This window comes from Mesorhizobium sp. LCM 4577, assembly GCF_001854795.2.
In the GTDB taxonomy this organism is placed as follows: domain Bacteria; phylum Pseudomonadota; class Alphaproteobacteria; order Rhizobiales; family Rhizobiaceae; genus Mesorhizobium; species Mesorhizobium plurifarium.
Map to the genome: position 1 here is coordinate 319,992 of NZ_MDDU01000024.1, position 19,481 is coordinate 339,472.

A 19,481-nucleotide genomic window follows, 5' to 3' on the forward strand; every position below is an offset into this window, starting at 1 on the left:
ATCAAGCCGAAGAGCGGGAAGCGGTTTTCGGATCATGCTCTTTGGTTTAGAGCGGGATCAGGTCACCGGCGGATAGAGCGTGTCGATGATCATGCGCGCGTCGTGGCGCGAATCGAGCATGCCGTAGGTGGTGCGCCACTGGCCGCCCAGCCGCGTTTCGACGAAAGCGTCGGCGATGCGCCCTGCTCCCAGCCGGCGCAGCTCCGCCGCCGCGGCCGAAAGCGCGAGCTGTTCGGTGAGCAGGCGCGCCGAGCCCTGGTCGGTCGCGGCGACCTGCATGGCAGCCTTGAGCACGCCGATGGTGCCGCGCCCGCCGGTGCCGAGATCACGGTCGATGCCGGCCAGCACCTCCTCGAACAGGCCGGGCGCACGGCCGAGCACGCGCAGCACGTCGAGCGCCATGACATTGCCCGAGCCTTCCCAGATCGCGTTGACCGGCGCCTCGCGATAGTAGCGGGCGAGCGGCGCTTCCTCGACATAGCCGTTGCCGCCCAGGCACTCCATCGCTTCGTAAAGCAGCCCCGGCGCGATCTTGCAGACCCAGTATTTGACGACCGGCGTCATGGCGCGAGCGAAGGCCGCCTCGCCACGGTCGCTTGCCGCCTCGTCGAAGGAGCGCGCCAGCCTGAACGACAGCGCCGTGGCCGCGGCGACGTCGAGCGCCATATCTGCCAAAACCCGCTGCATCAGCGGCTGGTCGATCAGGTTCGAGCCGAACACCTGCCGATGGCGCGTGTGGTGGACGGCCTCGGCAAGCCCTGCCCGCATCAGCGCCGACGAAGCGACCGCGCAGTCGAGCCGGGTCAGCGTCACCATGTCCATGATTGTCTTGACGCCGGCGCCCGGGTCGCCGACCATCTCGCCGATGGCGTTGACGAACTCCACCTCAGACGAGGCGTTCGATCGGTTGCCGAGCTTGTCCTTCAGCCGCTGGAAGCGGAAGCCGTTGCCGGAACCGTCGCCCAGGATGCGCGGGACAAGGAAGCAGGACAGTCCCTCCGGAGCCTGGCCAAGCACCAGGAAGGCATCCGACATCGGCGCCGACATGAACCATTTGTGGCCGGTCAACCGGTAGAAGCCGCTTCCCGTTCGCTCGGCCCGGGTCGTATTGGCGCGCACATCCGTGCCGCCCTGCTTCTCGGTCATGCCCATGCCGAGCGTCAGCCCGGTCTTCTGCACCGGCGGCTTCTGCGTCTGGTCGTATTTGCGCGTCGTCACGCGCGGCGCCCATTCGCGGAAAAGCTTCGGGCTCGCCATCAGCGCCGCCAGCGAGGCGCTGGTCATAGTGATCGGACACAGATGCCCGGTCTCGAGTTCCGCGGTCAGATAGAAGCGCGCCGCCCGCACCTGATGGCGGCGGCCGATCTCGGCATCGCCGTTTTCCCACACGGAAGAATGCAGGCCGCCGGCAATCGAGCGACGCATCAGGGCGTGATAGGCCGGATGGTATTCGACCAGGTCGAGGCGCCGGCCCTGGCGGTCATGCGTCCGCAATTTCGGCGTATCGGTGTTGGCGAGGCGGGCAAGCTCCTGCGCCTCTTGTGTCATCACGAACCGGCCAAGCCCATCGAGATCCTTGCGCACGGGATCGGAAAAACGCTCGGCAAGCTGGATGAGCAGCGGATCGCCCCGCCATGCATTGCCGCCCGTCAACGGCGGCGGCTGGTTGATCACCTCGTCGGTCACGCCCAATCCTTCAGTTGCCCAATCCTTCAATTGGCCGAGAGGTTCTTAGCATTTCCAAGGCCRCGGTCGCGAATCCGAAGCCCCCAGCCTTATAGCCCAAGCCACGCCTTATAGCCCAAGCCACGGAAGGCGCGCGACGAAAATACCGGGGAGAACGCCCGCAATCCAAAGCTGGCGCTTGCGGCAGGCCGGACCGCACCCTATAGCAGCGCCTTGAGATGACCGACGCTTCGTCCCTGCCGCTCTTTCCCCACCGCCATCTTCTGGGCATCCGCGATCTTTCCCCCGCCGATATCGAGTTGTTGCTCGATCGGGCGGACCAGGCCGTGGCGATCTCACGGCAATCGGAAAAGAAGACTTCGACGCTGCGCGGCCGCACCCAGATCAACCTCTTCTATGAAGCCTCGACCCGCACGCAGTCGTCCTTCGAGCTGGCCGGCAAGCGTCTTGGCGCCGATGTCATGAACATGTCGGTGGCAAGCTCCTCGGTGAAGAAGGGCGAGACGCTGATCGATACGGCCATGACCCTCAACGCCATGCGCCCGGACATCCTGATCATCCGCCACCAGTCGGCGGGCGCGGCTGCCCTGCTCGCCCAGAAGGTCGGCTGCTCGGTGGTCAATGCCGGCGACGGCGCGCACGAGCATCCGACGCAGGCATTGCTCGACGCGCTGACCATCCGCCGCGCCAAGGGACCGCTCTCGAAGCTGATCGTGGCGATCTGCGGCGACATCCTGCATTCGCGCGTCGCCCGCTCCAACATCATGCTCTTGAACGCGCTCGGCGCGCAGGTGCGCGTCGTCGCGCCCTCGACATTGCTGCCGTCCGGCATCGACAGGATGGGCGTGATCGTCGCGCGCTCGATGGCCGAGGGGTTGAAGGACGCCGACGTGGTGATGATGCTGCGCCTGCAGCGCGAGCGCATGGAAGGCGCCTTCGTGCCGTCGATCCGCGAGTATTTCCGCTATTTCGGCCTCGATGCCGAGAAGCTGAAAGCCGCCAAGGACGATGCGCTGGTCATKCATCCCGGCCCGATGAACCGCGGCGTCGAGATTGCCTCCGAGATCGCCGACGGGCCGCAAAGCGTCATCCAGGAACAGGTGGAGATGGGGGTCGCCGTGCGCATGGCGGTGATGGAAGCGCTGCTTGACCCTCGTCGCAACAATGACGGCCGCAACCATGAGGGGCGCGGCGCATGAGCGTGACCGTCTTCAGCAAGGCGCACATCGTCGACCCGTCGCGCGGCGTGGACGAGATCGGCAGCGTCATCGTCGATGGCCGCAAGATCGTCGCGGCCGGGAAAGCCGCATTGAACCAGGGCGTGCCGGAAGGCGGCACCGTCGTCGACTGCGCCGGCAAGACGATCATTCCAGGCCTTGTCGACGCGCGCGTCTTCATCGGCGAACCCGGCGGCGAGCATCGCGAGACCATCGCTTCGGCAAGCGTGGCGGCGGCGGCCGGCGGCGTCACCTCCATCGTCATGATGCCCGACACCGATCCGGTGATCGACAACGTGGCGCTGGTCGAATTCGTGCTGCGCACCGCGCGCGACACTGCAAGCGTCAACATCTTTCCGGCGGCCGCGATCACCAAGGGCCTCGAAGGCCGCGAGATGACCGAGTTCGGCCTGCTGCGCGAGGCGGGCGCCGTCGCCTATACCGACGGCCGCCACACCATCGCCAATGCGCTGGTGATGCGCCGCGCGCTCACCTACGCCCGCGATTTCGGCGGCGTCATCGCGCATGAAACGCAGGACGCGAACCTCGCCTCGTCCGGCGTGATGAACGAAGGCCTCTACGCAAGCTGGCTCGGCCTGTCGGGTATTCCGCGCGAGGCGGAACTGATCCCGCTCGAGCGCGACCTGGCATTGGCGCGGCTGACCGGCGGGGCCTATCACGCGGCAAAAATCTCGTCCGCGATGGCGGCCGGCGCGGTGAACCGGGCCAAGACCGATGGCGCCAATGTCACGGCCGGCGTCGCCATCCACAATCTGTCGCTCAACGAGAACGATGTCGGCGAATACCGCACCTTCTTCCGGCTCAACCCGCCCTTGCGCGCCGAAGACGACCGGCTGGCGATGATCGAGGCGATCAAGGACGGCACGGTCGACATCWTCGTCTCCTCGCACGACCCGCAGGACGTCGACACCAAGCGCCTGCCCTTTGCCGATGCGGCCGCCGGCGCGATCGGGCTGGAGACGCTGCTTGGCGCGGCACTTCGGCTCTACCACAATGGCGATGTGCCGCTGCTCAGGCTGATCGAGACGCTGTCTACTGCGCCGGCGCGACTGTTCGGCCTGCCGGGTGGCACGCTGCAGCCGGGCGCGCCGGCCGATCTCGCGGTCGTCGATCTCGACGAACCGTGGATCGTCAGCGAAAGCGGACTGCGCTCGCGTTCGAAGAACACCTGCTTCGAAGGCGCGCGCCTGCAGGGCAAAGTCTTGCAGACGATGGTCGCGGGCCGAACAGTGTTTTCAGTATAGCCCATCCATTGCTTTGAGCTCTGCCGGACCCTGTTCGCACAGAGTTGCTTGGCGAACCCTCCCGACTCTACCATTATGACCAGCTGTTGCCCAAGCAGCGCCAGCTCTTGCAAACTATGGTTGCATAAAGCAGATTGTATCAATCTTAAGGCGAGCACCTGGAGCGACAGGAGTATGGGGGAGACAATGGGTTACGCGATTTCGCTCGTCCTCGGCTATCTGCTCGGCTCGATTCCGTTCGGGCTCCTGATTACCCGCGCGGCCGGCCTCGGCGACGTCCGCAAGATCGGCTCGGGCAATATCGGCGCCACCAATGTGCTGAGGACAGGCAACAAGGGCCTTGCTGCCGCGACGCTGCTGCTCGATGCGCTGAAGGGCACGGCGGCGGCGCTGATCGCCGGGCATTTCTCGCTGGACTTCGGACTGTTGGCCGGCTTCGGCGCCTTCCTCGGCCATCTCTTCCCCGTCTGGCTCGGCTTCAAGGGCGGCAAGGGCGTCGCAACCTATCTGGGCGTGCTGCTCGGCTTAGCCTGGCAAGGCATGCTCGTCTTCGCCGTCGTCTGGCTCGCGATGGCCTTCTTGTTCCGCTATTCCTCGCTGGCCGCATTGGCGGCCGCGGTGGTCGTGCCGATCGCGCTCTATTTCATGAGCACGCCGCAGATCGCCGGCCTGTTTGCGCTGATGAGCCTGATCGTCTTCATCAAGCACCGCGCCAACATCTCGCGGCTGCTGGCCGGCACCGAAGGCAAGATCGGGGCGAAGGGATGAGCGCCCCGGCCGCCGGCCCGCGCCTCAGCGACCGGCAGCGGCTTGCCTGGCTTCGCCTGATCCGCACGCCCAATGTCGGCCCGGCTTCGTTTCGCGAGCTGATCAACCGCTTCGGCTCGGCAGAAGCCGCGCTTGAAATGCTGCCCGAGCTGACGATCTCCGGCGGCGCCAATCGCATCGTGCGCATCCCCTCCATCGCCGAGGCCGAAGCCGAGCTGGACGCCGCCCGGCGCGCCGGCGCCCGCTTCGTCGGCATCGGCGAGGCCGATTATCCGCCCTTGCTGAAAACCCTGGACAATCCGCCGCCGCTGCTGGCGGTGAAAGGCGAAGGCTCGGTCTTCCGGTTGCCGGCGGTGGCGATCGTCGGCGCCCGCAATGCCTCGCTGGCCGGCATCAAGATGGCGCGTCTGCTGGCGGCAGACCTCGGCCGCGAAGGCTACGCCATCGTTTCCGGCCTGGCGCGCGGCATCGACACGGCCGCACACAAAGGCAGCGTTTCGACCGGCACCATCGGCGTGCTGGCCGGCGGGCTCGATGTCCCCTACCCGCCCGAGAATGCCGGCCTGTGCGACGAGATCGCCGATCGCGGTGGCGCCATCGTTTCGGAAATGCCCTTCGCCTGGCAGCCGCGCGCCCAGGATTTTCCGCGTCGCAACCGCCTGGTCGCCGGCATGGCGCTTGGACTGGTGGTGGTCGAGGCAGCGCAACGCTCCGGATCTCTGATCAGCGCGCGCCTCGCCAATGAGATGGGCCGGCTGGTCTTCGCCGTGCCGGGCTCGCCGCTCGATCCGCGCGCCGCCGGCTGCAACGCGCTGCTCAAGGACGGCGTCACGCTAGTCACCGAAGCCGCCGACGTGCTCGGCGCGCTGGCGCCGCTTGCCGGCGTCCGTCGCCCGCTGACCACGCCACTTGCCGAGGCGCCCGACATATCCGCCATGTCGCCACCCGGCGAAAACGACCGCGCCGATGTGCTGGAAGCGCTTGGCCCCACGCCGATCGCGGTGGACGACATTATCCGCCACACGGGCATGAGTGCGGCGCAGATATCGATGGTGCTGCTGGAACTCGACCTCGCGGGACGGCTGGAGCGTCACGCCGGCGGGAATGTGTCGCTGATCGCGTGACCTGCGGCCTTCAGTTCCGGATTTCAGTCCTCCTACCGGAACAAATATTTCGACACTTCCGGATTGCCGCGGCGCCACATCACATTGTCGAGGAAGTAGTGGTGCACATTGATGAAGACCAGCACGATGAAGAAGAACAGCGACGAACCGAGCACCTGCTTGTCGTAGGGGACCAGGGCGGTCAACATGAACGGGATCAGCCAGAAGCCGAGATAGCCGAGGGCGGCGCCTCCGATGATGAATCCCCACACCCGCAGCTTATAGCGAGGGCCGAGGACGGATAGGATTTTCGGCTCCGGATCCCGCGCCGCATCCAGGACGTCACGCTCGACATTGGTCTGATAGCGCCACACCACGGCCAGATATTGCAGCGAGTGCAGCGCCGGCACCACAAGCAGCCAGAGCGGGTTTATCCTGGCGATCAGGATCCAGAGATAGAGGGACGCGACATAGGCAACGATGCCATTATATGGCAGGCCGCCGCCATTTTTTCGCCAACGGCTGGCCAGCATCAGGAGCGTAGCCGCTGTGGATGCGACGGCCGCCGCCAAGACAATGTCGGTGATCCATGAAGGCGCGGCGAAGGTGTAATACTGGAGCCCGTAATACTGTCCCGCTGTCACCGCCGTGTTGGTCTGCAGCCAGGCCAGGATCCACACCGCATAGCTGTTGACGAGCAGCACCTTCTTGTCCCGGTTGTCGAAGAATTTCCGTTTCAGCACGGCATCGACCATCAGCATGCCGTAGCCCTGCTTGACGTAGTGCCAGCCGACGAAGAAGAACATTGCGTTGGCCGCGAAGCCGAGCAGCCGCGTGTTTGACGTCGCCGCGCCATAGGCGAAGAACAGGGCCATGATCGCCGGAACGATGACGCCGGCGAAAATGTAGCGAAGCTGCAGGCTTCGGTCGTAGCCGTCGCCACGCGCCTTCCGGCCGAAATTGCGGTAGAAGATCTGGTAGGAATGGGCGAAATGCGGGTAGTTCACCAGATAGGCCACGACGACCATCGTCGCGGCTAACGAGCCTTCGTATTCATGCGGCACGAAGAACAACGCCGGCAGGATCAGAAACGCGCTGCCGCCGAGCATCAGGAAATCGGCGACCGGGCCGAACAGATATCTGCCGGGCGGCGCCGCTTTACGGGCCGTGGTCTCTACCGAAAGGTCAAGTGCCATTCTGGAGCCTCCCTCGGAGGCCCGAGTTTAGCCATGACCCTGTCCAGGGACAAGTTTGCCGGTGGCCGGCTCTCATTGTCTTGGGGAAAGTCACGCCTCAGGGTAAGGAAGCCCTAGCGATCTTCATCAGCCGCTTTCTGGCTTCTGCCACGCGCTTCTGTTCCGACCGTATGCGGCTGCACAGCGCAAGGTTGATCCCTACGCCACAGTCCTCGTCCAGCATTTCCTTCGCGTGATTGAGAGAAGTCTCCGCGCGCTTTACGCTCTGCCTGGCCCTGGCCAGTTCCAAATTCAGTACGTCCACTGTATCCGCATCCCGAATTGCGGTCCCTTCGAGAGGGAAACAGTCGTACATAACTTTTTGTTCCGATTACCACGGGCATCAAGCTGGCCGGCAATGACGCAAGCGCGGTTATTTCCGAAGCAGAGGCTGGATTGACGCCTTCACCTGGTCGGTAATTTGATCCTCCAGACGCCATCGCCGGCRCACCCGTGCCCGTTTGTTGGGCTTGTACTCGGTAAGCTCGCGCTGCGCCTTGGCGGTGGGCATGGCGAACATCGAGGGGTCCGTCCGGTGCCCTCCGGACTCCATCCAGAAACCGTCATAGTCGGCGGAGATGCGACGGCGCAAACTGGGGTCGGTTGCAAAGACGTGACCCGCATTCGAGACCGCAAAGAGGCCGGAAAGATTTAGAAACCGGGCAAGCGCCTGCGCCACGAGAAGAAGCAGCGTTTTCGGTCGCATTCCCTCCATGGCGTTCGTCAGGATGCGGGCTTCCTCGAGGCCTTGCGCTCCGGCCGAAACACTCTTGAGCACGCCGATCCAAAGGACCTCGCCCGCTCCCTCGATCTGCAGCAGCGACCTGTCCACGATTGCCAATCCCATTTCGGTGACCGGCCGTCGATCCAGGCAAAGGATGAGGCGCCATTCCGCCTCCCTGTAGAGGCCGCCCTGGCCGCCCAGTTCCACCGTGACTTTCCCTGCCCGGGTTATGACGGCGAACAATTCCAGACCGCCAGTGTGGCTCTCGACCACCGCCGCATCGCTTAGCAAACGGGCCGCCGCCATGTAGTGACCGACCAGGGCCACGGCGCGTTTGCCGCGCTTCAGCCCCACGGTCAGGTAGGGACGGACAACCTTGAGTGGAACCTCCGGATAATGATCGAGGATTGGAGCGAAGGGCTCGGCGCCAAGCTTCAGCCTGACATCGGCGATATCGCGGCGATACAGCCAACGAAGGGCGGCCCACTTGACCGTGTGAACCCACTCGTTGAGCCTGCGACGGAAAGCGGAAGGCGCTCGCCTGCCTCGACGTGACGACACCGCTGCCCCATAATTCTATTCGGCGCGACACCGCTCCTCTGGTGATCGCCGACGGCAAGACTTCAAGGACGGCCAGGTCCGTTCATCCGAGCCATTTCTGTTGCCCAACAAGCCCGATGCCCGAACCGGGCCACCAGCCTGCCCTATCGCGAACCGCGCACCCAAGGCAATTTACAAAAATGTAAAGCGCCGACCGAGCGGCGACGTGATGTTGTGGAGGCGGTTGGACTTGCGGCAATTCGGCAGATGTGGCCGGGCTGTTCGAGCGGTCGTTTTTGGTGAGCGCGATGGGATTCGAACCCATGACCTACTGATTAAAAGTCAGTTGCTCTACCGGCTGAGCTACGCGCTCCCGCGGGCTCAAAACGCCGCCCTCGAAATTGCGCGGAACATAGGGAGAGTGCTGCGGCCGGTCAACCGGAAAAAGATGGGCTTCCAAGGCGGATTTTTTGAATGGATTCGAAGGGGCGCCGGGGGCGTTTGCGAACGGCTTTCGATGTCTGCGCCAATGGCGCGGGTCCGCATTGCTTCAGAAATCCCCGCAATAACAATGGGCCGATGCTGGAACGATAGGCGTCCGTTGGAATGGGAACCATTGCAACCTCGACCCGTTTCGCAAAACAGGGACATCCATCAACCATCGAGGAGAAGATTAATGAACAAGATCGCATCGGGACTGCTGGCAGCCGCTCTCTCGACGTCGTTCGTCGCGGCGGAGATGGTGCCGGTCAACGCTCAGCCAAACTATGTGCCGCAACCCCAGGCCCTGTCGGATGTCCAGACCGTGCAGTATCGGGATTGGAGAAGGCATCGCGGCTTCAATCGCGATTTCTCGCGTCGTGGTGACGCTGTCTACTGGAACGGCCATCGCGGCTATCGTGAATATCGCCGCGGCTATCGCCGGCATGGCGACCATTGGTTCCCGCTGGCTGCTTTCGCCACGGGCGCGCTGATCACCGGCGCCATCGTCAACAGCGAGAACAACCGCGTCTATCGCGGCAACTCGCATGTCCAGTGGTGCTACGACCGCTATCGCTCCTACCGCGCCTCGGACAACACCTTCCAGCCGAACAGCGGTCCGCGTCGGCAGTGCGTGTCGCCCTATTGACGGCCTCCAGTCAGTACCCAGGGTCGTTGACTGAGCCCGTGCCTCGAGAGGCACGGGCTCTCTCGTTTTGATCAGCGAAACGGCCAAGCGGTCAGTTTGCCCATCTGACACTTTTGAAAACCAGATACAGCGCTCCGCCTTCACCCCGCGGAGAGCGGTAAGCGCCAAGCGCATTGCAAACCCGAACCATCGCCGCCGTGAGTTCCCAGCCGAGAGCTTCCAGGTCGCCGCCCGTATCGTCCACATAGGCCCGGGCCAAATTGTCTATGGCTTTTTCCTCGCCGAAGGCCCGAACCAGTTTCGCGTCGCCGAGAAGATTGCCAGGCAGGTTCGAATTGGCCCAAGCCCAGAGCCAATTGCCGGCCTTGGCGCTGGTGGAGCCCGCAATCTGGATTTCCGAAACGACCTTGACGCCGCTCTGGTCGGAAAACACCAGCTTTCCGGCCGTCAAGTCGTAGTCATAACGCGACCAGCTGCCGAGGCGGAAATCCTTCGCCAGGCGAGCGTTCTTGGCGGTGAGCTGTTCAAAGGCCTCATCGCGCCAAGCAGGATACCAATCCGGCTGCATTTCCCCTCGCCCGGTCCCGTAAATCGCTATCGCACGCTCAGCGTTCTGCGCACCGCATCGCGCCATCCGGCGAGCTTCGCCGCGCGCGTTGCGGCGTCCATCTGCGGCTTGAAGCGCCGCTCCAGCGCCCAGCTCTTGGCGAATTCCTTCGCTTTCAGCCAGACACCCGCCTTCGACCCGGCAAGCCAGGCGGCGCCCAGCGCGGTCGTTTCCAGAATTGTCGGACGGTCGACCGGTGCGTCGAGAATGTCGGCTAGCCGCTGCATGGTCCAGTCGGACGCCACCATGCCGCCGTCGACGCGAAGCACCGTCTTGGCCGAGGCGCCTTTCCAGTCCTTGCGCATCGCATCGAGCAGGTCGCGCGTCTGGAAGGCGACCGATTCAAGTGCAGCGCGTGCAAACTCCGCCGGACCTGAATTGCGCGTCAGGCCGAAGATCGCGCCGCGCGCATCCGCGTCCCAATGCGGCGCGCCAAGACCGACGAAGGCCGGCACCAGATAGACTTGTTGCGCCGGATCGGCGGTCGCCGCCAGCGCACCGCTTTGTTCGGCCTTGCCGATCACCTTGATACCATCGCGCAGCCACTGCACGGCGGCGCCCGCGATGAAGATCGAACCCTCCAGCGCATACGTGGTCTTGCCGTTCAGCCTGTAGGCGATCGTGGTGAGCAACCGGTTCCTCGAGCGCACCAGGTCCGTGCCGGTGTTGAGCAGCGCAAAGCAGCCGGTGCCGTAGGTCGACTTCATCATGCCCGGCTCGAAGCAGGCCTGGCCGATCGTCGCCGCATGCTGGTCGCCGGCGACGCCGAGTATTGGCATCTCGGCGCCGAAGAGGCTCTTTTCCGTGGCGCCGAAATCGTCGGCGCAATCCTTCACCTCAGGCAGGATCGCCGCCGGTATGTTCAGGATCGAGAGCAGCTCGTCGTCCCAGACATTCTTCTCGATGTTGTAGACCAAAGTGCGCGAGGCGTTGGTGGCATCGGTGGCGTGCACTTGGCCGCCGGTCAGCCGCCAGATCAGGAAACTGTCGATGGTGCCGGCGAGCAATTCACCCTTCTCGGCGCGCTTCCTCGCACCCTTCACCTTGTCCAGCATCCAGGCGATCTTGGTGCCGGAGAAATAGGGGTCGAGCAGCAGACCGGTCTTCTTCGTGAATTTTTTTTCCAGCCCCTGCTTCTTCAACTTCCGGCAGAGCGGCGCGGTGCGGCGATCCTGCCAGRCGATCGCATTGTGGATCGGCTTGCCGGTCGCCCTGTCCCAGACCACGACCGTCTCGCGCTGGTTGGTGATGCCGATCGCYGCGACATCCGATGCCGCGCGGCCGGCCGCTTTCAGCGCCGCCTTCACCGTCGCGACGACGCTCGCCCAGATGTCTTCCGGATCGTGCTCGACCCAACCGGAGGCGGGATAGTGCTGGGCAAATTCCTGCTGGCCGGTGCCGGCGACCTTCATCTTGTCGTCGAACAGGATCGCCCGGGTCGATGTCGTTCCCTGGTCGATCGCCAGCACAAAACCGCTCATTCCGTTTCCTCCACTCTCATGCAACAGGGGAGACGGCCAAGCCGCCTCCCCTGCATTTCCTACACAGGTCCGCAGGCCTGCGTCATCCAGTTACTTCTGCCAGCTCTTCACCAGCTCGTCGTAATTGACGGTGATCGGCTTTTCCTTCTCGTTCTCGATCTTCAGCTGAGGCGCGAGATTGCCTTTCTTGACCGCGTCGGCGTTCCAGTAGGCGAGGTCATGCTCTTCGGCCATCTTCGGGCCGATATCGCCCTGGACGCCCGACTTCTCGATGCGGCTCATGACCTTTTCCTGTTCGGCGCAGAGCGAGTCCATTGCTTCCTGCGCGCTCTTGGCGCCCGACGAAGCATCGCCGATCGCCTGCCACCAGAGCTGCGCCAGCTTCGGATAGTCAGGCACGTTGGTCCCGGTCGGCGACCACTGCACGCGGGCCGGCGAGCGGTAGAACTCGATCAGACCGCCGAGCTTCGGCGCGCGCTCGGTAAAGCTCTTGTCGTGGATCGTGCTCTCGCGGATGAAGGTCAGGCCGACATGGCTCTTCTTCACGTCGACGGTTTTCGAGGTGACGAACTGCGCATAGAGCCAGGCGGCCTTGGCGCGGTCGGTCGGCGTCGACTTCATCAGCGTCCAGGAACCCACGTCCTGGTAGCCGAGCTTCATGCCGTCCTTCCAGTAGACGCCGTGCGGCGACGGGGCCATGCGCCATTTCGGCGTGCCGTCGTCGTTCATCACGGCCTTGGCGCCGGCGTCGACCATCGAAGCGGTGAAGGCGGTGTACCAGAATATCTGCTGGGCAACCGCGCCCTGCGCCGGAACCGGGCCGGATTCAGAGAAGGTCATGCCCTGCGCTTCGGCGGGAGCGTAGGCCTTCAGCCAGTCGAGATATTTCTGGATCGAGTAGACGGCCGCCGGGCCGTTGGTGTCGCCGCCGCGCGCGGTGCAGGAACCGACAGGACGCGAATTCTCATCGACCTTGATGCCCCACTCGTCGACCGGCAGGCCATTCGGAATGCCCTTGTCGCCATTGCCGGCCATGGAGAGCCACGCATCGGTGAACCGCCAGCCGAGCGACGGGTCCTTCTTGCCGTAGTCCATGTGGCCATAGACCTTCTTGCCGTCGATCTCGCGGCCGGTGAAGAACTCGGCGATGTCCTCATAGGCCGACCAGTTGACCGGAACGCCGAGGTCGTAGCCGTATTTGGCCTTGAAGTCGGCCTTGTTCTTCTCGTCGTTGAACCAGTCGTAGCGGAACCAGTAGAGGTTCGCGAACTGCTGGTCGGGAAGCTGGTAGAGCTTCTTGTCGGGCGCCGTCGTGAACGACGTGCCGATGAAGTCCTTCAGGTCGAGGTTCGGATTGGTGACGTCCTTGCCGTCGCCCGCCATCCAGTCGGTCAGGTTGCGCACCTGCTGGTAGCGCCAGTGCGTGCCGATGAGGTCGGAGTCGTTGACCCAGCCGTCATAGAGGTTCTGTCCCGTCTGCATCTGCGTCTGGATCTTCTCGACGACATCGCCTTCCTGGATCGTGTCGTGCGTCAGCTTGATGCCGGTAATCGCGGAGAAGGCCGGCGCCAGCACTTGCGATTCATAGGAATGGGTGGCGATGGTTTCCGAAACGACCTTGATCTCCATGCCGGCGAACGGCTTCGCGGCATCGATGAACCACTGCATTTCCTTTTCCTGATCGGCGCGCGAAAGCGTCGAAAGGTCGCCTATCTCCTTGTCGAGAAAGGCTTTTGCCTCGTCCATACCGGCATAGGCATTGCCCGCCCCGAGCAATAGGACAAGGGCGGTCGTGGATGTTAGAAATTGCCGTCGCATGTGTCTCCTCCAGTCTTAGGTTTAAAGTGCGATCCGGGGCGGCCGCCAGCACGCGGCCGCTCCGTCTGTTTCTCCCTCTATACGTATCGGAACACGCCAATGGCGTAGACCACGGAGAGAGCGAGAGCCCACCACAGGTTGGGTCCTATCAGACCCAGCCAAGCGAGATGGATGAAGGCGCTGCCGAGCAGCGAAAGGAAAAGGCGGTCGCCGCGCGTCGTCTCGAAGCGCAGCACGCCGACGCGCGGATTGCCGCCGGGCGAGACATATTCCCAGACGCCCATGCCGCAGAGCATCAGCGCAATGACGATGAAGAAGGCCGCCGTCGGCCAGGTCCACGCCATCCACGAAAAGTCGAGGTTCATGGTCAGACCCTTCCCAGGGCGAAGCCCTTGGCGATGTAATTGCGCACGAACCAGATGACCAAGGCGCCGGGGATCAGCGTCAGCACGCCGGCGGCGGCGAGCAGGCCCCAGTCCATGCCGGCGGCAGAGACAGTACGGGTCATGGTGGCGGCGATCGGCTTGGCGTCGGTCGTGGTCAGCGTGCGCGCGATCAGGAGCTCCACCCAGGAGAACATGAAGCAGAAGAAGCAGGCGACGCCGATGCCGCTCGCGATCAGCGGCATGAATATCTTCACGAAGAAGCGCGGGAACGAATAGCCGTCGATATAGGCGGTCTCGTCGATCTCCTTCGGCACGCCGGACATGAAGCCTTCGAGGATCCACACCGCCAGCGGCACGTTGAACAGGCAATGCGCCAGCGCCACGGCGATATGGGTGTCGATGAGACCGAAGGCCGAATAGAGCTGGAAGAACGGCAGCGCGAACACCGCCGGCGGCGCCATGCGGTTGGTGAGCAGCCAGAAGAACAAATGCTTGTCGCCGAGGAAGCGGTAGCGCGAGAAGGCGTAGGCCGCCGGCAGCGCCACGGCGACCGAGATCACCATGTTCATCACCACATAGGTGATCGAGTTGATGTAGCCCGAGTACCAGGAGGCATCTGTGAAGATGGTGCGGTAGTTCGCCAATGTCGGATTGTGCGGGAACAGCGTCATCGACGACACGATCTCCGCATTGGTCTTGAAGCTCATATTGATGAGCCAGTAGATCGGCAGGAGCAGCACGACGATATAGAGCGTCGGCACGATCCACCACCAGCGCGATTCCTCGCCGCGGCGGCGCATCAGCTTGGCCACCTCGTCCTGCGACAGCGTGCTGCCCACCTCGGTGACCGTCGTTTCGCTCACGCGCGTCGTCTCGTTGGCGCCCACCATCTCAGCGCTCCGCGTCGTAGTTGGTCATCACGGTGTAGAATACCCACGACAACAACAGGATGATCAGGAAGTAGACCAGCGACATGGCCGCCGCCGGACCGAGATCGAATTGGCCGAGCGCCGTCTTGACGAGGTCGATCGACAGGAAGGTCGTCGAATTGCCGGGGCCACCGCCGGTGACGACGAAGGGCTCGGTATAGATCATGAAGCTATCCATGAAGCGCAACAGCACGGCGATCAGAAGCACGCGCTGCATCTTCGGCAACTGGATGTAGCGGAAGACCGCCCAGCGCGACGCGCCATCGATCTTGGCCGCCTGGTAGAACGCGTCTGGAATGGAGACCAGCCCGGCATAGCAGAGCAGCACGACCAGGCTGGTCCAGTGCCAGACATCCATGACGATGACGGTGACCCAGGCGTCGAACGGGTCCTGGACATAGTTGTAGTCGACGCCGAGCGCGTTGACGTAATAGCCGAGCAGGCCGATGTCGTTGCGCCCGAACACCTGCCAGATCGTGCCGACGACATTCCACGGGATGAGCAGCGGCAGCGCCATCAGCACCAGGCAGACCGGCACACCCCAGCCCTTCTTCGGCATGTTGAGCGCRATGAAGATGCCGAGCGGCACCTCGATCGCCAGGATGATGAAGGAGAAGATCAGGTTGCGCACCATCGCTTCCCAGAAGCGGTCGGAGGCGAGCAGCTCTTCGAACCATTCGGTGCCGGCCCAGAAGAAGACGTTGTTGCCGAACGTGTCCTGCACCGAATAGTTGACGACGGTCATCAGCGGGATGACGGCCGAGAACGCCACCAGCACCAGCACCGGCAGGACGAGAAACCAGGCCTTGTTGTTCCAGGTCTTGTCCATCTACGCCCCCATCTCGACACGCCAGGAATCGGCATAGATGTTGATGCCGGCAGGATCGAAGCGGACCTTCGGATCGGCCGGCACTTCGTCGTCCTCGCCGATCACCGCGGCAATTTCCCTGCCCTCCAGATTGGCGCGCACGACCTTGTGGCGGCCGACATCCTCGACCTTGCTGACCCGCACCGCCATGCCTTCACGGCCGAGCCGCACATATTCGGGACGGATGCCGAGCTCGACGGCGCCGCTCTCGGCTTTGGGCACGCCCGGAAGCTCGATGCGTTGCGCGCCGAGCGTCGCCGTCCTGCCATCGAGCGACACCGGTAGCACGTTCATGCCCGGCGAGCCGATGAAATAGCCGACGAAGGTATGGCGCGGCCGCTCGAAGAGCTCGGCAGGCGTGCCGATCTGGACGATCTCGCCGTCATACATGACCACGACACGGTCGGCGAAAGTCAGCGCTTCGGTCTGGTCGTGCGTGACATAGACCATGGTGTAGCCGAAGCGGCGGTGCAGTTGCTTCAACTGCGAGCGCAGCACCCATTTCATATGCGGGTCGATCACCGTCAGCGGCTCGTCGAACAGGATGGCGTTGACGTCGGAGCGCACCAGACCGCGCCCAAGCGAGATCTTCTGCTTCTGGTCGGCGGTGAGCCCGCGCGCCTTCTTCTTCGCCAGCGAAGCGAGATCGATCATGTCGAGCGTCTCGCGCACCTTGCGATCGACATCGGCTTCGGGCACGCGGCGGTTGCGCAGCGGGAAGGCCAGATTGTCGTAGACGGTCATGGTGTCGTAGATGACCGGGAACTGGAACACCTGCGCGATGTTGCGCTCCTGCGTCGACAGATTGGTCACGTCCCGGCCGTTGAACAGCAACCGGCCATGCGAGGGATGCAGCAGGCCCGAAATGATGTTGAGCAAGGTGGTCTTGCCGCAGCCCGAGGGCCCGAGCAGCGCATAGGCGCCGCCATCCTCGAAGGTGTGATGCACTTCCTTCAGCGCGAAATCCGAATCCTTCCGCGGGTTGGGCAGGTAGGAGTGGCGGATATGGTTGACCTCGATGCGCGCCATCGCTTGCTCCTTAGGCCGCGAGCTTCGACGCCGTCACGGCGCGGCCGTTCTGGTCGAAAACCATGAGATGGCGCGGGTCGATGAACACCTCGACCTCGTCGTCCGTCTCGAAATCGAGAATGCCATGCGCAAGCATCACCCAGCGCGCATCGGCGAAATCGAGATGGACGAAGCTCTCCGAGCCGGTGATCTCGGTGATGGTGACCTTGGCCCGCACCGGCACGGCGCTGGCGTTCGGCCGCTCCAGCGACAGATGATGCGGCTGGAATCCGATCGTGTAACTGGCGTCGGCAATGCCGGCGAGCTCTGGCGGCACCGGCAGCTTGACACCGCCTTCGAGCAGGAAGTCCGCGCCCTTCTTGGAGAGCACGATGGTGTTGAGCGGCGGATCGGCGAAGGTCCGTGCCGTCACCAGGTCGACAGGCTTGCGGAACACGTCGACGGTCGGACCGAATTGCGTGACGCGGCCTTCCGAGAGCGTCGCCGTATTGCCGCCGAGCAACAGCGCTTCGTGCGGCTCGGTGGTGGCGTAGACGAAGATGGTGCCGGCGGCGGCGAAGATCTTCGGCAATTCGGCGCGCAATTCCTCGCGCAGCTTGTAGTCGAGATTGGCCAAAGGCTCGTCGAGCAGCACCAGGCTGGCGTTCTTGACGATTGCGCGGGCAAGCGCGGTGCGCTGCTGCTGTCCTCCGGACAGGTTGAGCGGCGTGCGGTCGAGATAAGGCGTCAGCTTCAAGAGCGCCGCCGCGTTGCGCACTTCCTTGTCGATCTTGGCCTGCTCGACGCCGGCGACCCGCAGCGGCGAAGCGATGTTCTCGTAGACGGTCATCGCCGGGTAATTGATGAACTGCTGGTACACCATGGCGACGTTGCGCTTCTGCACCTTCTGTCCGGTGACGTCCTTGCCATCGAACCAGACCGAGCCGGACGTCGGCGCGTCGAGGCCCGCCATCAGCCGCATCAGGCTGGTCTTGCCGGAGAGTGTCGGCCCGAGGAGCACGTTCAGCGAGCCGTGCTGAAGCGTCAGCGACACGTCGCGGATATGCTCCTGCGCGCCCACCGTCTTCGTCACGTTCCTCAGTTCCAGCATCACGCCTCCTCCCAGACCTTGCGCATCAGCGGTCGATCCTCATTCGGCTGCCGCGACGTGACGGTTGCTCAGTCCGCGCATGAATTCTTCCAGTGCCGCCGCCTGCTCGCGGCTGAAATGCAGGCCACGCTTGGTGCGGCGCCACAGCACGTCCTCGGCGGTGACCGCCCATTCGTTGTCGACCAGGTAGCGCACCTCGGCCTCGAAAAGGTCAGCGCCGAAATTGCGGCCGAGATCGGCATTCGACTTGGCGAGCCCGAGCAGCTTTTGCGCGCGCGTGCCGTAAAGCCGGGTCAACCGGCGCGCCAGCCGCTGGTCGAGAAACGGATAGGCGCTCTTCAGCCTGGCGACCTGGGCATCGAAACCGGTCGCGGGGAAATCGCCGCCGGGCAGCGGCGCATCATGCGTCCACGGCTTGCCGCGCTTGCCGAGAAACCCTTCGATCTTCTCCAGCATCGATTCCGCCAGCCGGCGGAACGTCGTGATCTTGCCGCCGAAGGCGTTGACGAGCGGAGCAACGCCCTCCCCGCCATCGGYCTTGAGCACATAGTCGCGCGTCGCTTCCTGGGCCTTCGACGCGCCGTCATCGTAGAGCGGGCGCACGGCGGAATAGGTCCAGACGATGTCGGAGCGCTTGACGGGCTGTGCAAAATACTCGCTCGCCGCGGCGCACAGATAGTCGATCTCGGCATCGGAGATCTTCACGTCATGCGGATCGCCAGGATAGTCGCGGTCGGTGGTGCCGATCAGCGTGAATTCTTCCTCGTAGGGAATGGCGAAGATGATGCGGCCATCCTTGTTCTGGAAGAAATAGGCGCGCGGATCGTCGAACTTCTTGGCGACGACGATGTGGCTGCCTTGCACGAGACGGACATTGTGGACCTCGTTCTGGCCGACGGCGGCCGAAAGCACGTGATCGACCCAGGGTCCGGCGGCGTTGACGAGAAGCMGCGCGCGCACTTCCTCGGTCTCACCGGTCAGCACGTTCTGCACCTTGATGGTCCAGGTCGAACCGTCGCGTCGCGCGCTGACGACCTTGGTGCGGGTGCGAATGACGGCGCCCCGGTCGGCGGCGTCACGCGCATTCAGCGCCACCAGGCGCGCGTCATTGACCCAGCCGTCCGAATATTCGAACGCCTTGCGGAACAACGGCTTCAGCGGCTTGCCGGCCGGATCGCTCGCCATATCCAGCGTCTTCGTCGCCGGCAAGAGTTTGCGCCCGCCGATATGATCGTAAAGGAACAGCCCGAGCCGGATCAGCCAGGCGGGCCTCAGGCCCTTGGCGTAAGGCAGCACGAAGCGCATCGGCCAGATGATGTGCGGCGCGTTCTTCCACAGCACTTCGCGTTCCATCAGCGCTTCGCGCACCAGCCGGAACTCGTAGAATTCGAGATAGCGCAGTCCGCCATGGATGAGCTTGGTCGAGCCGGAGGACGTCCCGCTCGCCAGATCGTTCATTTCCGCGAGGTAAACTGAAAATCCGCGGCCAACGGCGTCGCGGGCGATACCGCAGCCATTGATGCCGCCGCCGATGACGAAAATGTCATGGATCGGAATTGCGTCCAAGGAGTCCTCCAACGATTTCGCATTGCACCATTTTTGTGTT

17 protein-coding genes and 1 tRNA gene are annotated in these 19,481 nt (G+C 63.8%); 5 read left to right on the forward strand and 13 right to left on the reverse strand.

The features are described from left to right. Positions 1–57: 57 nt before the first annotated feature. Positions 58–1,686 carry a DNA alkylation response protein gene (locus LCM4577_RS23210; protein WP_041000828.1) on the reverse strand — a complete coding sequence of 543 codons (1,629 nt, stop codon included), beginning with the start codon at positions 1,684–1,686 and terminating at the stop codon, positions 58–60. A 218-nt stretch (positions 1,687–1,904) separates the two neighbouring features. Here LCM4577_RS23210 and LCM4577_RS23215 point away from each other — a divergent pair, with 218 nt between their 5' ends. From LCM4577_RS23215 to dprA, 4 genes are all read left to right on the forward strand, one after another. After that, positions 1,905–2,885, forward strand: coding sequence for an aspartate carbamoyltransferase catalytic subunit (locus tag LCM4577_RS23215; protein ID WP_071073615.1), 981 nt, complete (start codon positions 1,905–1,907; stop codon positions 2,883–2,885). Continuing rightward, positions 2,882–4,168, forward strand: a complete 1,287-nt coding sequence (locus LCM4577_RS23220; protein WP_071073617.1) for a dihydroorotase — start codon at positions 2,882–2,884, stop codon at positions 4,166–4,168. The genes LCM4577_RS23215 and LCM4577_RS23220 overlap by 4 nt, the downstream gene beginning before the upstream one ends. Before the next feature lie 186 nt (positions 4,169–4,354). Then, positions 4,355–4,936, forward strand: coding sequence for a glycerol-3-phosphate 1-O-acyltransferase PlsY (plsY, locus tag LCM4577_RS23225; protein WP_116390138.1), 582 nt, complete (start codon positions 4,355–4,357; stop codon positions 4,934–4,936). Further along, complete coding sequence (gene dprA / locus LCM4577_RS23230; RefSeq protein WP_071073620.1) at positions 4,933–6,060, forward strand: DNA-processing protein DprA; 1,128 nt, start codon at positions 4,933–4,935, stop codon at positions 6,058–6,060. The genes plsY and dprA overlap by 4 nt, the downstream gene beginning before the upstream one ends. A 32-nt stretch (positions 6,061–6,092) precedes the next feature. On the opposite strand, the gene LCM4577_RS23235 is transcribed toward dprA, so the two are convergent. From LCM4577_RS23235 to LCM4577_RS23245, 3 genes are all read right to left on the reverse strand, one after another. Continuing rightward, positions 6,093–7,235, reverse strand: coding sequence for a hypothetical protein (locus LCM4577_RS23235; protein WP_071029744.1), 1,143 nt, complete (start codon positions 7,233–7,235; stop codon positions 6,093–6,095). Between the two features lie 412 nt (positions 7,236–7,647). Next, positions 7,648–8,559: a DUF535 family protein gene (locus tag LCM4577_RS23240; protein WP_071073622.1), complete on the reverse strand. Its 912-nt coding sequence runs from the start codon at positions 8,557–8,559 to the stop codon at positions 7,648–7,650. A 276-nt stretch (positions 8,560–8,835) separates the two neighbouring features. Further along, positions 8,836–8,911: transfer RNA gene (locus LCM4577_RS23245), tRNA-Lys, on the reverse strand. A gap of 303 nt (positions 8,912–9,214) precedes the next feature. On the opposite strand from LCM4577_RS23245, the gene LCM4577_RS23250 reads away from it, so the two are divergent. Continuing rightward, positions 9,215–9,667 (forward strand): BA14K family protein, encoded by a 453-nt coding sequence (locus LCM4577_RS23250; protein WP_071073624.1) that lies wholly within the window; start codon positions 9,215–9,217, stop codon positions 9,665–9,667. A gap of 91 nt (positions 9,668–9,758) precedes the next feature. Here LCM4577_RS23250 and LCM4577_RS23255 read toward each other — a convergent pair whose 3' ends face one another. From LCM4577_RS23255 to glpD, 9 genes are all read right to left on the reverse strand, one after another. Further along, a complete protein-coding gene (locus LCM4577_RS23255; RefSeq protein WP_041000603.1) occupies positions 9,759–10,235 on the reverse strand; it encodes a DUF6882 domain-containing protein in 477 nt (158 codons plus the stop codon). Between the two features lie 26 nt (positions 10,236–10,261). Beyond that, on the reverse strand, positions 10,262–11,755 hold the full coding sequence (glpK, locus tag LCM4577_RS23260) for a glycerol kinase GlpK (protein ID WP_071073626.1): 1,494 nt from the start codon (positions 11,753–11,755) through the stop codon (positions 10,262–10,264). A 90-nt stretch (positions 11,756–11,845) separates the two neighbouring features. Beyond that, positions 11,846–13,573, reverse strand: a complete 1,728-nt coding sequence (locus tag LCM4577_RS23265; protein ID WP_040987198.1) for an ABC transporter substrate-binding protein — start codon at positions 13,571–13,573, stop codon at positions 11,846–11,848. Between the two features lie 77 nt (positions 13,574–13,650). Continuing rightward, entirely contained in the window at positions 13,651–13,938 is a 288-nt protein-coding gene (locus LCM4577_RS23270) for a DUF2160 domain-containing protein (RefSeq protein ID WP_040987196.1), read from the reverse strand. A gap of 2 nt (positions 13,939–13,940) precedes the next feature. Continuing rightward, the gene (locus LCM4577_RS23275) at positions 13,941–14,849 is read right to left on the reverse strand and encodes a carbohydrate ABC transporter permease (protein WP_116390139.1); all 909 of its coding nucleotides are present in this window, start codon (positions 14,847–14,849) and stop codon (positions 13,941–13,943) included. 1 nt (position 14,850) lies between these two features. Next, positions 14,851–15,717, reverse strand: a complete 867-nt coding sequence (locus tag LCM4577_RS23280; RefSeq protein ID WP_040987194.1) for a carbohydrate ABC transporter permease — start codon at positions 15,715–15,717, stop codon at positions 14,851–14,853. Further along, entirely contained in the window at positions 15,718–16,785 is a 1,068-nt protein-coding gene (locus tag LCM4577_RS23285) for an ABC transporter ATP-binding protein (RefSeq protein ID WP_071073628.1), read from the reverse strand. A gap of 10 nt (positions 16,786–16,795) precedes the next feature. Continuing rightward, positions 16,796–17,875 (reverse strand): ABC transporter ATP-binding protein, encoded by a 1,080-nt coding sequence (locus LCM4577_RS23290; RefSeq protein ID WP_071073630.1) that lies wholly within the window; start codon positions 17,873–17,875, stop codon positions 16,796–16,798. A gap of 39 nt (positions 17,876–17,914) precedes the next feature. Continuing rightward, positions 17,915–19,441 carry a glycerol-3-phosphate dehydrogenase gene (glpD, locus tag LCM4577_RS23295; RefSeq protein ID WP_071073632.1) on the reverse strand — a complete coding sequence of 509 codons (1,527 nt, stop codon included), beginning with the start codon at positions 19,439–19,441 and terminating at the stop codon, positions 17,915–17,917. Positions 19,442–19,481: the final 40 nt, after the last annotated feature.